The sequence below is a fragment of the Mycobacterium sp. IDUB_9 genome (assembly GCF_055419505.1).
This window is the reverse complement of sequence record NZ_JBVAXU010000004.1, coordinates 1-13,018: the sequence shown is the minus strand read 5'-3', so window position 1 is coordinate 13,018 and position 13,018 is coordinate 1. Positions and strand designations below refer to the sequence as shown.

Annotated in this window: 9 protein-coding genes and 1 tRNA gene; 5 read left to right on the top strand and 5 right to left on the bottom strand. The window is 65.1% G+C overall.

What is annotated here, in order from left to right:
• Positions 1-87 precede the first annotated feature (87 nt).
• The 3 genes from ACZY08_RS18095 to ACZY08_RS18085 are packed head-to-tail and all read right to left on the bottom strand — an operon-like array spanning position 88 to position 3,900.
• The gene (locus tag ACZY08_RS18095) at positions 88-567 is read right to left on the bottom strand and encodes a hypothetical protein (protein WP_463746010.1); all 480 of its coding nucleotides are present in this window, start codon (positions 565-567) and stop codon (positions 88-90) included.
• A 1-nt stretch (position 568) separates the two neighbouring features.
• A complete protein-coding gene (locus ACZY08_RS18090) occupies positions 569-3,427 on the bottom strand; it encodes an MMPL/RND family transporter (RefSeq protein WP_463746554.1) in 2,859 nt (952 codons plus the stop codon).
• On the bottom strand, positions 3,406-3,900 hold the full coding sequence (locus ACZY08_RS18085) for an MmpS family transport accessory protein (RefSeq protein ID WP_463746009.1): 495 nt from the start codon (positions 3,898-3,900) through the stop codon (positions 3,406-3,408). The genes ACZY08_RS18090 and ACZY08_RS18085 overlap by 22 nt, the downstream gene beginning before the upstream one ends.
• Before the next feature lie 155 nt (positions 3,901-4,055).
• Between ACZY08_RS18085 and ACZY08_RS18080 the strand changes: the two genes are divergently transcribed.
• The 3 genes from ACZY08_RS18080 to ACZY08_RS18070 all read left to right on the top strand — a co-directional run bounded on the left by ACZY08_RS18080 (position 4,056) and on the right by ACZY08_RS18070 (position 7,533).
• Entirely contained in the window at positions 4,056-4,526 is a 471-nt protein-coding gene (locus ACZY08_RS18080) for a MarR family winged helix-turn-helix transcriptional regulator (RefSeq protein WP_463746008.1), read from the top strand.
• 133 nt (positions 4,527-4,659) lie between these two features.
• Positions 4,660-5,121 (top strand): SRPBCC family protein, encoded by a 462-nt coding sequence (locus ACZY08_RS18075; protein WP_463746553.1) that lies wholly within the window; start codon positions 4,660-4,662, stop codon positions 5,119-5,121.
• A gap of 225 nt (positions 5,122-5,346) precedes the next feature.
• Positions 5,347-7,533: a hypothetical protein gene (locus ACZY08_RS18070; RefSeq protein ID WP_463746007.1), complete on the top strand. Its 2,187-nt coding sequence runs from the start codon at positions 5,347-5,349 to the stop codon at positions 7,531-7,533.
• Positions 7,534-7,581: 48 nt separating this feature from the next.
• Here the strand turns inward: ACZY08_RS18070 and ACZY08_RS18065 are convergent, their stop codons facing one another.
• The gene (locus ACZY08_RS18065; RefSeq protein WP_463781834.1) at positions 7,582-8,196 is read right to left on the bottom strand and encodes a TetR/AcrR family transcriptional regulator; all 615 of its coding nucleotides are present in this window, start codon (positions 8,194-8,196) and stop codon (positions 7,582-7,584) included.
• A 70-nt stretch (positions 8,197-8,266) separates the two neighbouring features.
• Here ACZY08_RS18065 and ACZY08_RS18060 point away from each other — a divergent pair, with 70 nt between their 5' ends.
• Positions 8,267-11,512, top strand: a complete 3,246-nt coding sequence (locus ACZY08_RS18060; protein WP_463746005.1) for an arabinosyltransferase domain-containing protein — start codon at positions 8,267-8,269, stop codon at positions 11,510-11,512.
• Between the two features lie 15 nt (positions 11,513-11,527).
• Here the strand turns inward: ACZY08_RS18060 and mraY are convergent, their stop codons facing one another.
• Complete coding sequence (gene mraY, locus ACZY08_RS18055) at positions 11,528-12,607, bottom strand: phospho-N-acetylmuramoyl-pentapeptide-transferase (protein ID WP_463746004.1); 1,080 nt, start codon at positions 12,605-12,607, stop codon at positions 11,528-11,530.
• Positions 12,608-12,859: 252 nt separating this feature from the next.
• Between mraY and ACZY08_RS18050 the strand changes: the two genes are divergently transcribed.
• Positions 12,860-12,932 (top strand) — tRNA-Arg (locus ACZY08_RS18050).
• Positions 12,933-13,018: the final 86 nt, after the last annotated feature.

Genomic DNA, 13,018 nt, shown 5'->3' with positions numbered 1-13,018 from the left:
GAAGGGGCCGTGCATCAGGACCGCCGCCTGCTCACCGGCGACAGCCCACTGGCCTCCGATGCGCTGGGCAAACTGTCCGTCAACGCCCTACTCGACGCGCTCGGTATGGAGAGTCGAACCTGAGTTCTCGCGCTGCGGCGGCGCCGGATCGGGAATCCGCCGCTTCAGACGCGCGCTCCGCAGTATCTGCATCGCCATGTTGGTCGAGGTGAGCATCGGGAAAACGCCGAGAAACGTTCGCTCTGACGGGGTGTGCCCGTGCAACTGCTCGAGGCTGCCGAAGACATAGAAGCATCCGATGGAGAACAGCGTGGCGGGAACCGCGAGCGCCAGAACGCTGCCGCGGTCGGCGAGGACCTGTCGCGCGAGAGCCAGTTCGTCGTCGGTGAGTGCTTCGCGTTTACGGACCTTGCGCAACGTGGCCGGCAGGGTGCCGATGGCGAGCTTCGACGTGACGTGCGCGTGACCCCTCATCCGCCTGGTGAACACGAATGCCACGACGGCGAACACCCAGATCAGTGCGAAGAAGACGATCGACAGGATGCCGTACAGAGTCGATGTCGTCATGTCACACCTCCGCCTGCTGCTGCAGCGGCTGCCGCTGGCGGAGCGGTCGCTGCCGGATGAATGTCGGCCACCAGAACCACGGGCCGAGGAAGCGCAACAGACACGGCACCACGAACGAGCGGACGATCAGGGTGTCGAGCAGCAGACCGATACACACCGTCGACCCCACCTGGCCGATCGTGCGCAGGTCGCTGATCAGCATGGCCAGCATGGTGAACGCGAACACCAGGCCCGCCGAGGTCACCACGCCACCGGTGCTCCCGAGCGCGCGGATCAGCCCGGTGTTCAACCCCGCACCGGACTCCTCCTTGACCCGGGAGATCAGCAGCAGGTTGTAGTCGGAGCCGACCGCGACCAGGATGATGAAGGTCAGCGGCAGCACCAGCCAGTGCAGGTGTAGGCCGATCAGGTGCTGCCACACCAGGATTGACAGTCCGAACGCGCCGGCGTACGAGAACGCCACCGTGCCGGGAATGACCATCGCCGCCACTAGACTCCGGGTCAGATACAGCATGATCAGGAAGATCAGCACGAACGCGGCGATGGCCACGATGAGCAGATCCGACGCAGCATAGGCCTTGATGTCCTTGTTGTTGGACCCCGCGCCGCCGATGTAGATCTTGGACCCGGCCAGCGAGGTTTCCTTGAGTGCCGCCTTGATCGCGTCCGGGAACTGTTCGACGTGATCGATTCCCTCCGGCCCCATCGCATTGCCCTCGTGCGTGACGATGAACCGGGCGGCCTTCCCATCGGGCGACATCATCAACTGCATGCCGGTCTTGACGTCCTCGTTGTCGAACGCCTCTCGCGGAATGTAGAAGAAGTCGTCGCTGCGGGACTGGTCAAAGTCGTTGCCCACGTTGATCAGGTCGTAGTACGTCTGATCGGTCTGCGTGGTCTGCAGATGGGCCGGACCGTAGTTGTTGGTGATGACACCGAGCAGCGACTGACTGTCGGACATCATCCGTTCCAGCTGCGAGATCATCTGCGGCAGCAGCCGGTCGACGGCTTCGAACGAGGTGACCGCATCGGCAATCTCCGCATCGAGGCTGTCGATACCGTCGAGCGAATCGAACAGCGATCGCATCGCCCAGCACGCCGGAATGTCGAAACAGTGTGGCTCCCAGTAGAAGTAGCTCTTCAAAGGTCGCAGGAAGTCGTCGAGATTGGAGATTCCGGCGTTCATGTCGTCGGTGACCTGTTTGAGGTTTTCCAACGTCAGCACGGTGGAATGGAATTCGTCGGACAACTGCTGGGTCAGCCCGATCACCTGCTGCAGCACCTGGACCGAGCGTGCCTGGATCTCGGCCTGCCTGTCGGTGTTCTCGTTCTGCTGCTCATTGAATGGCAACTGCTGGCCGCTTCCGCTGCCCTGGGTCGTGAACAGGTAGGGAATCGTGGCGTGCTCCAACGGCCGTCCCAAAGGTCGGGTGATGCTCTGGACCATGGCGACGCCGGGAAGCCGGATGAGGCTTTTCGCGACGCGGTCGAGAGAGATGAAGTCGGCCGAGTTGCGCATGTCGTGGTCGCTCTCGACCATCAACATCTCGCTGAACAACTTGCTCTGCGAGAAGTGCCGATCCGAGGCCTCGAAACCGAGATTGGCTGAGCCATCGGCAGGTTGGTAGGCGCGGTCGTCGTAGCTGACCTTGAAGGTGGGGACGAACACCGCGCCGATCATCACGACCGCGGTACTTGCGACGAAGACGGGTTTCGGCCAGCGCACCACGCTGGTCGCGATCCGCCGGTACAGATGTCCCTTGGTCATGCGCTTCGGGTCGAACAGACCGAAGAGACTGCCCAGTGTCAGCAGCGCGGGCGCGAGCGTGAGCGCGGCAGCGATGGTGAACAGCATGCTGATGGCCACCGCCGGCCCCATCGTGTGGAAGTAATCGAGCCGGGCCAGACTCAGGCAGTAACACGCGCCGGCGATCGTCAGGCCCGAGCCGATGATGATCGGGGCGACGCTGCGGTAGGCGGTGTAGAACGCGTCTTCGCGGCTCTCGCCGTCCTGTCTGGCCTCCTGATAACGGCCCATCAGGAAGATGCCGTAGTCGGTTCCGGCCCCCAGGGTCAGGGCGACGACGATGTTCACCGCGAACGACGACAGTGGGATGACGCCGAAGTGCCCGAGCGTCGCGATGACGCCCTTGGCGACAAGCATTTCGATCAGCACGCTGACGAGCGGCACCAGCACGTTGGCGACCGACCGGTAGACCACCAGCAGCATGATCACGATGAGGATGATCGTCAGGATCGTGATGTTGTTGAGGCTGGAGTTGGCGATGGTGAGGGTGTCCGCTGCCAGCGGCGCGGCGCCGCTGACATAGACCTTGACGCCCGGTGGTGGGGTGTCGTCGGCGATGATGTCCCGGACGGCGTTCACGGACTCGTTCGCCTGGAGCTGTCCGATGTTTCCGGCCAGCCGCAGCAGCACGAAAGTCGCCTTGCCGTCGACACTTTGGGCTCCGGCCGCGGTGATCGGTTTGCCCCACAGGTCCATCACGTACTGCACGTGCTCGGGGTCCTGCTTGAGCCGGTTCATCAGGTCGTCGTAATACCGGTGATCGCCGTCGTCGAGCGGGCGATCGGCTTCGAACACCAGCATGGTGAGGCTGGTGGAGGTGGACTCCTGGAACTTCTCCCCGATGCGCAGCATCGCGACCTGCGACGGCGCATAGCTCGGGATCATGGACCCCGCGAGTTGCTCGGCGACCCGTTCGACCTGCGGGATGAACGTGTTGGTGGTGACGGCGAGAAGCGCCCAGAACACGATGATGGGCACCGCCAGGATGCGCACCGACCGTGCGACGACGGGGCGGTTGGCCCGATGTGTGCTCATGCGGACTTCACCCGGCAGGTGACGTCGGCCTCGGTATGGGTGGACGATTGTTCGTCGCGCACAACGCCGTTGACCAGCATTCGGCATCCGACTTCGCCACCGTTGACCTGCACTGAGATGCTGCCGGAGACCACGGTGAGGGTCGTCGTCTCGGTATGTGTCCAGGGCAGCTCGGTGACATCGACCTTGTGTGGGTGCCCGTCGATGTCGACGTAGCTCAGCATCCCACCGTCGCCGACGGAGCCGAACACCTCGTAGGTGAGTTGCTTGGGGGTGAACTGCTCCGGTGCCTGCGCGGCCAGGACGGTGGGCACAGGGCCGGGTTCGGACATCTGGTGCACCTTCCAGACTCCCAAGGCTCCGATGCCGACCACGATGGCGGTGACGACGGGGAGCCAGCCGTTCTGCAGGATCGTTCGGCTTCGTGGTCTGCGGCCACCTCGACGATCCGCTCGATCGCCACGTTCGCGCGCAGGTTGCTCCCCGATCATGATCGATATATATATCGCATATATGAATTAAATCTCAAGCGTTGAGCTGGCACTGCGCGCAGGTTTACAGCAATCTGACAGCTGACAGCGATCATTCGCGGAGTGCAGGCATCAACCCTCGAAATATTCCTTCCTATCAGTGATATAAATGAGCTGTGAGCAGTCAGCCGGCCACCGGCAGCGTGGAAGCCGTCTCGGAGTTGCTGGTGTCGAGCGCTGATCTGATGTGGCGGCATCTGGCTGATCGCAAAGGATTGAGCGCGAGCGCGACACTGGTGCTGGTTCGCCTCAACCGCGAGGGGCCGATGCGCGTCACCGCACTCGCCGAGGCGGAGGGCGCGAGCCAGTCGGGCATGACACAGCTTGTACAGCGCCTGGAAAATCAGGGGCTGGTCGAGCGTTGTAGCGACCCCGACGACGGCCGCGCTTGCCTGGTCAAAGTCGGCGAGGGCGGCCGGCGCCTGTGGGATGAGCGGGCCGTGGTGCGCAAGCAGCGCATCGCCGACCTGCTGGCGAGCTTGCCGGAGGACGACCAGACGGCGCTGTGGCTCGCCGCCAAGGTCGCAGCACGGCTCATCGACCAGATGCGCGAGATCGCCGACACCGGCGCACCCGCCGATCCTTAGCGTGGCCCGGGAAACGCTCACGCGTCGACGATCACACGGCCGCGGGGCGCTACGAACCCCTGGAAACCCGTAGTCCCGGTCCGCCCCGGTGTTACGTTGACGCCATTGCCCCGAGGAGGCGGACCCCATGTCCATGGAAGGCTCAGCAACCGTACGCATGTCCGCACCGGCGGATCGCATCTGGGATCTCATCGCCGATGTGCGCAACACCGGGAAGTTCTCGCCGGAGGTCATGGAAGCCGAGTGGCTCGGCGGTGCCACCGGTCCTGCCCTCGGCGCGCGGTTCCGGGGACACGTCAAACGGAACGAGATCGGTCCCATCTACTGGACGACGTGCAAGGTGACGGCCTGCGATCCCGGGCGTGAGTTCGGTTTCGCGGTCCTGGTGGGCGACCGAGCAGTGAACAACTGGCACTACCGCCTGGAGCCGGCCGGAACCGAGACCGACGTCACCGAATCCTTCCGGATGACGCCGGGAGCTTTCACCACTGTGTTCTCACTGCTCGGCGGGCAACTCCGTCAGCGCCGCAACATCCGCGACATGCGCAAGACCCTCGAGCGGATCAAGGCCGTCGTGGAGACCGGCGAGCAATAGCCGCAAACCCAGCCTTCCTGTGAATTCCTGTGCGACAGCTATGGGTTGATGAGAATCTCGCGCGATGCTGGCATCCGTCATGGGAATAAATAAAATTTAGTTGCACTTAGCAGTTGTGGTAGGCATTACCTACCGGCAGAACCACGTCAGTGCACCGGGACATCTGTATCCGCGCGGTCGGGAGCGGCGCGAGCACGGCCATCGGCCGTAGTTGAGGAGGGCGGCATGACGATTCTCGGGCCCCGACCGGTCCGCGAGAATGTTGTAGAGCTTCCCGAGCCTCCGCCGAGGCGGCGAAGGCTCGTACCCGGCTCACGCCGAGCCAAAGCAACTGTCGCCGCCGCAATGGTCGGAGTTCTCGTCGTTGGCCTACTCGGCGCGGCCTATGAGACCTCACCCGGAGGTGCTCTGTGGGGCGTTGCACGGACGGTTTTTCCCGGCCACGCTCAAGACGTCGCCTTGACCGCTGTCGTAGATGATCTGAAGAAGGCGCAGGACATTCTCGGCAGTGGACAGCAACCCACCGCCGATGAGCTGACCGACGCCCGCACCGCGCTCAATCAAGCCAAGCAGGACCTGGACTTCGTGTCGCCGTCAACTGAGCGCACCAGCCTGCAAAACCTCTATCTCCAACTGACACAACAACTGCTGCAGTACACACCCGATACGGTGCTCCAACTCGCGCCGTTGCCCGCACCGCCTCCGGCGGCGCCGCCGGCCCCCGACCTGCAGCAGGACGATGTGGCACTGACCAGCGCGGCCGCGCCGACCTGGGGATACGGCGCACCCGACGACTACGTCCCAGCGCCGCCCGGCGTTCCAGACGCCCCGATGGCCGACTGGCCTCAGCCGATTGACCCGCCGGTGACACCCAACCTGGGAAACCTGGGTTACTACGACCCGTCCTGGGGACAGCTCTACGGCTATGACTCCGGCAGCTGGTACAACTACGACCTCAGTGGCTACAACCAGTACGGTTACGACTTCGTCGGCTTCGACCGGTGGGGATATGACCGGTGGGGATATGACCGGTGGGGCTACGACCGCTGGGGCTACAACTGGGCGGGCTATAACTGGGCCGGCTACGACCGCCACGGCTGGGACCGCAATGGCTGCAACGAATGGGGCCAGCACCGCGACCGCCCCTGGGAGGGCCGCAACCAGGGCTGGTACGACCGTCATCATCCATACCAGCAGTACTACCGGTGGAAGTTCCGAAACTACGACCCGGTGTACCGCCGTACACACTGGGATCGGGCCCACGGCTTCGACCCGCACCTGTACCAGAACTGGAACAGGAACCGAGACTGGCACAATCCGCGCAACCGCGATTGGGCACCGCCGGCCGTCAGGGTGGGCACGAACATCAACATCCACGTTTCGTCGCCCGTGGTGAACCTGAATGCCTCACTGACACAGTTCATCTCGAATGACAAGGTGACACGTACCGCCCGTCCCCTGATGAAGGAGCTCGGGGACAAGTCCGCACGCGACTTCGCCAGGGACCTCACGCCGGACACCAAGACGCTTCGCGGGTGGCAGCCGCCGTCGACATTCGGGCAACGACCCGATGCCCATGAGGAACGCCACCAACCATCGGTTGCGCCAGCGTCGTTGACCGCACCACCGGCATTGGCGGCACCCGCACCGGCTGCGCCGCCGTCGAAAGTGTCGCCCGGGTTCAACGCACCCAAGCTGTCGCCGGTACCTGCCTACACGCCGCCGACGATCGACAAACCGCGGGGAAAGCCGGACACTGCACCGGCGCCCGAAGCAGGCCTGAATCCTTCCCCGGGGCTGCCGGAGACGCCACCGCGGGCTGACCGGCCGAACCCGGCCGCGGCGTCGCCAGACCAGCCGGAACCGGAGAGCCCACCCAGCCCGGCGCTGGATCGACCCCGCGAGGCCCCCGCGCCGCGCCAGACCGCTCCTGATCCGCAGGCGCCGGCTTCGGAGCCGCAGGGCCCCCAAGAAGCACCGAGACAACAGGAGCCTCCGCAGCAGCGGAATACACCGGAAGAGCCTCCGGCGCAGAGTGATCCGGCGCCCAAGGTCCAGGTACCCGAGCCCGAGGCACCGGCCCCCACCCAGGCCCCTGAGCGCGAGGCGCCGGTGTGGCAGGAACCAGCGCCCGAGCGCGAGGCCCCCGCTCCCAAGGAGGCCCCGGCTCCCACGTATCAGGCTCCTGAGCGCCAGGCACCGGTCTGGCAGGAACCCGCCCGGCAGGCACCTCCGCAAGAGGCACCTGCTCGGCAACGACCTCCTCGGGAGGCGCCCGCTCGACAGGAACCGCCGGTCCGCGAGGCCCCGGCGCAGCGGCAAGCTCCTCAGCAACGTTCGGAACAGCCGCGATCGGAGCCGGCGTCACCGAAGGGCCCGAAGTGCCCGCCTCCGATGTGCGGTCACGGGTAACCCCGGCGGAGTCGTCTGGCAGATCGGATTTTTCGGGTCAGCCGCCGATCAACGTGTGTCCTCGGCGCCCGGCGGGCCGGCAGGCCCGAAGGGCGCGAGGAGGAATTCGTCGACGAACCTGGCGAATGTCTCGTCGACGAAGGTCGGGTCGGGCGCGGTGAAGTATTCGATGATCAAGCCTTGGAAGGTTGCCAGCGCGATGCGCGAGCGGGTCTCGGCGACGCGGGCAGGCATCCCAAGTGCGAGAAGACGAGCCTTGGAGTTGCGCGTCAGCAGCGACAGGGTGTCCCAGGTGTATTCGCGGTAGGGACTGTCGACGCCGCACGCCGCGCCGAAGATCTGCAGCACGATGCGCAGGCTGTCACGACGCTCGCCGCGCGTGCATTCATACCAGTCTTCGAAACACCATTCACGATGTGCCGCAATCGACTCCGGTAGGACCAGGTTCTCCGTCTCCGGTATGGCCGCGCGCTGCTGGCGATTCAACACTTCAAGCATGAGTTGCTCTTTTGTGCCGAAGTAGTACACCAACATCCGAGCGCTGGTCCCCATCTGGGATGCGAGCTCACGCAGCGAGGTGTCGACAACTCCGGTGCGCGCCAAAATCGCGCCCGCGGTGGCCAATACTTCTTCGCGTTTGTCGCGGTCGAACGGTCGCGGCACGCTTGACTGTAACACTCGCTTCAGATACTGATGATGCGGTGCGCGCGAACACGAGGGCGAGGGACGCTCGGTGAGCCTGGTCGAGGACGTCGCCTCTGCGTCCGGAGACGGGCTCTCGGAGGCGCCCGCAGCACGCAGCCGCCGACCGTTGCCGGTGACGCGATGGGTTGCAATCATCGCCGGGTTGGTGGGGTTCGTGGCCAGCGCACTGATCCCGGTGTTGCCGGTGGTGCAGACCACCGCGTCGCTGCAGTGGCCGCAGGATGGGCGGCTGGGCAGTGTGACCGCACCGTTGGTCGCACTGACCCCGGTGTCCTTGGATGCGTCGTTACCGTGCACCGTGTTTCGCGATATGCCTGCCTCGGGCGGGCTGGTGTTGAGCACGGTGCCGACGGCCGGCAAGCAGGCAATGCTCAACGGACTGTTCGTCACGGCCACGGCGCAAAGAGTCGACGTGATCGCCCGCAACGTGGTGGTCCTCAGCGTGCCGCGCAGCCGACTGAGCGACCCGCAGTGTCAGCGGCTGCAGCTGTCCTCCTCGATCGCAGGCACGTTCGCCGCGGTCGAAGGGCTGATCGATACGGATACCGGCGGGCCGTTGCGCGGCGGCTTTGGTGATGCGAACTTGCGGCCCCAGATCGTCGGCGTGTTCACCGACCTGAGCGGTCCCGCCCCGGCCGGACTGTCGTTCTCCGCGACCATCGACACCCGTTACACCAGCTCCCCGTCACCGCTGAAGACCGCCGCGATGATCGCCGGCATCCTCGGCACGATCGTCGCGCTGTTGGCGTTGTGGCGACTTGACCGCCTCGACGGGCGGCGCGCGCGGCGCCTCGTTCCGACCCGTTGGCGCACCTTCACCGCGGTGGATGCCACCGTCATCGTGGTATCGGTGGTCTGGTTTGTCGTCGGTGCCGGATCATCCGATGACGGTTACCAATTCGGCATGGCCAACGCCTCCAGCCATGCCGGCTACATGGCCAACTACTTCCGTTGGTACGGCAGCCCCGAGGATCCCTTCGGCTGGTACTACGAGCTGATCGCGGCGATGACCCACGTCAGTCACGCCAGCCTGTGGTTGCGCCTGCCGGACTTGATCTGCGCGCTGGTGTGTTGGCTACTGCTCTCCCGGGAAGTTCTGCCCCGGCTCGGACGAGCGGTGGTGAGAAACCGTGCCGCGGTGTGGGCAGCGGCGCTGGTGTTCATCGCGGCGTGGATGCCGTTCAACAACGGATTGCGGCCTGAAGGTCAGATCGCCACCGGTGCCCTCATCACCTATGTCCTTGTCGAGCGGGCCATTGCGACACGGCGGGCCACACCCGTCGGGCTGGCGATCGTCGTGGCCGCGTTCACACTCGGCATCCAGCCCACCGGGATCATCGCCGTGGCGGTTCTGCTGGCCGGTGGCCGTCCGATCGTGCGAATCATCGTCGCCCGCGCGAAATCGGTGGGGATCTGGCCGGTGTTGCTGCCCCTGGCCGCAGCCGGCTTTGTGGTCCTCACGGTGATCTTCGCCGACCAAACCTTGGCAGCGGTGCGCGAAGCCACCACAGTGCGCACTGCGATCGGGCCCGCGCAGCCCTGGTACACCGAAAATCTGCGCTATTTCTACCTCTTCTTGCAGACCACCGACGCCGCCTTGTCCCGCCGCTTCGGCATCTTGATCACCATGGCCTGCCTGTTCGCCTCGATGCTGCTGTTGTTGCGCCGCAAGCGAATACCCGGGCTCGCAGTCGGACCGGTGTGGCGACTGATGGGGGTTATCTTCGCCACCATCTTCCTGCTGACGTTCGCCCCGACCAAGTGGATCCACCATTTCGGGCTGTTCGCCGCCGCCGGCGCGGCGATGGCAGCAGTGGCCACCGTGCTCTTCGGTCCGACGGTGCTGCGCTCACGACGCAACCAGACGGCGTTTCTCGCCATCGTGCTGTTGGTTCTCGCCCTGTGCTTCGCCTCTACCAACGGGTTTTGGTACGTCTCCAGCTACGGGGTGCCGTTCAACGACAGCAGCCCGCACTGGGGTCCGGTCACCGCGAGCGCCGTGTTCCTCTGGCTGTGTCTGGCGGCCGCTGCCTACGCCGGCTGGCTGCACCTGGTCCCACCGCGGCGACCTCCCGCGCGGCTGACCCGGATGCTGACCTCGGCACCGGTGCCCGTGGCAGCCGGGCTGATGGTGGTGGTGTGCACCGGATCGATGCTGACCGGAGCGGTCAAGCAGTACCCCAGCTACTCCAACGGCTGGGCCAACCTGCGCGAGCTGGCCGGTGGATGCGGGCTGGCCGACGATGTTCTCGTCGAGCCCGACGTCAATACCGGATTCCTCGCGCCGGTGCCCGGACGCTACGGCACCCTGGGGCCATTGGGCGGTGCCGAGCCGATCGGCTTCGACCCGAATGGCGCACCTGAACACACACTGGCAGAGGCTATTTGGCAGAGCCAGGCGAAATCCGGAACCGACTACGACTGGGATGCGCCAACCGCCCTGGATCAGCCCGGGGTCAACGGTTCCAGCGTCGTGTTGCCCTACGGACTTGATCCCGCCCGCGTCCCGGTGGCGGGCAGCTTCACCACCGGCCCTCAGCAAGTCAGCACGCTCACTTCCGGGTGGTACCGGCTTCCGGCCGCGGACGCGGCCCACCCGCTCGTGGTGATCACCGCAGCCGGGACCATCACCGGCGACAGCGTCCTCTCCGGCCACACCGCCGCTCAAACCGTCGCCCTGGAATACGGCACACCCGGACCCGACGGCGCACCCGTACCCGGCGGGCGACTCCTCCCGTACGACATCGGCCCGCAACCAGCCTGGCGCAATCTGCGTTTCCCGCGCGCCGCCATCCCCGCCGACGCCTCCTACGTCCGAATTGTCGCCGACGACCGCTCACTGGATCCGGGAGATTGGGTCGCCGTCACCCCGCCGCGCGTACCTGAGCTCCGATCGATGCAGGAATACCTCGGCTCCACACAGCCGGTGCTACTGGATTGGGCGGTGGGACTGGTATTTCCGTGCCAGCAGCCCATGTTGCACGCCAACGGCGTCACCCAGCTACCCCACTACCGAATCTCACCGGATTACCCCGCAAAGATCGAAATGCCAGACACCTGGCAATCCGGCGAAAACGGCGGCCCGTTGGGTGTCACCGATCTGATACTGCGGGCTCAGGTGATGCCCACGTACCTGTCCCGGGACTGGGGCCGCGACTGGGGCTCCCTGCGCCGTTTCACACCCGTCGTCGATGCTCCCGAAGCCCATTTGCAGCTCGGGACGGCCGTTCGAAGTGGGCTCTGGAGCCCCGGCCCGATCCGCATCGGACCGTGAGTATTCACCCAGTCCTCAGGCTCCGACAGCCGTCAACCACTCGCCGTAGAAGAGCGCGACTCCGAGGCCGCTGGCGATTGCCGCAATCAGCCAGAACCGTATCGTCAGTGCGCTTTCCGGCCAGTCCATCAGCTCGAAGTGGTGGTGAAGCGGGGTCAATCGAAAGACCCGTCGTCCGGTGGTGCGGAACGCCACGACTTGGATGACGACGGAGGTCACCTCGGCCACGAACAGGGCACCGAGGATGACGGCCAGGAGCTCGGTGCGGCTGACGACCGATAGGCCGGCAATGATGCCGCCCAACGCGAGCGAACCCGTGTCACCCATGATGATCTTGGCGGGTGCGGCATTCCACCATAGGAATCCGATACAGGCGCCGGCGGTGGCAGCGGCGACGAGGGCCAGATCGAGGGGGTCGCGGACGTGGTAGCAACCGTCCTCCTGGGTGAGGGCACATGCGTTTCGGAACTGCCAGAAGGTGATGAGCACGTAGGCGGCACTCACCATCGCCATGGTCCCCGCGGCTAGCCCATCGAGACCGTCAGTGAGGTTGACGGCATTCGACCACGCAGAGACCACGACGATGCAGAACAGGACGAACACCACAGCCGGCATGGCAAACGCAGCGATTTCACGGACGTAGGACAATTCGGTGCCTGCCGGTGTGAGGCCGTCAGCGTTACGGAACTGCAGCGCGAGTACGGCGAAAAGGACTGCCGCGACCAATTGCCCAGCGGACTTGGCTCGCTTGTTCAGGCCGAGATTGCGTACGCGCCGCAACTTGATGTAGTCGTCTGTGAAGCCGACCGCGCCCAGTGCCGTGGCCAGTCCGAGAACCAGCAGGCCAGATGCTGACGGGCCGCCTCCCCCGAGTGCGAGCCCAATGAGGTTGGTGCTCAGGTAGCTTGCCCAGATCGCGGTGAGGATGGCCAGACCGCCCATTGTCGGGGTGCCACGTTTGCGTTGGTGGGTCTGTGGGGCGTCGTCGCGGATTTCCTGACCGAACCCCAACCGGGTGAACATCCGGATCAGCACGGGGGTCAGCAGAAGCGCGACCAACATGGCTATGCCCGCGGCGAACAGTATCTGGCTCATCGGCGACGCCGGCCGCTACCGCGTGATCCGGTCGACAACTGCACCCGATTGAAACCCCATCCCCCCATCGGGCCAGTATGGCCGATCCGCTGTTACGCGAGCGCCGGCGACATTCGCCCGGCCAAGCTCCTCGCGGCTTCCGGCCGACATGAACACCGCCTCGCGACAACCCCGATGCCGCTGATCGGCGCTTCGCCAACTAAGATGAGTCGTCCCTTAGGGTTGTAGAACACCTATTTCGATAGGTCCCGAGCCCCCGTAGCTCAGGGGATAGAGCACGGCTCTCCTAAAGCCGGTGTCGCAGGTTCGAATCCTGCCGGGGGCACTCACGTTTTTGTATGACGTCGGGTGATGGCTGACATTTCAATGTCGGGTGATGGCTGACAGTGTTTCGGCTGATGCTTTACACCT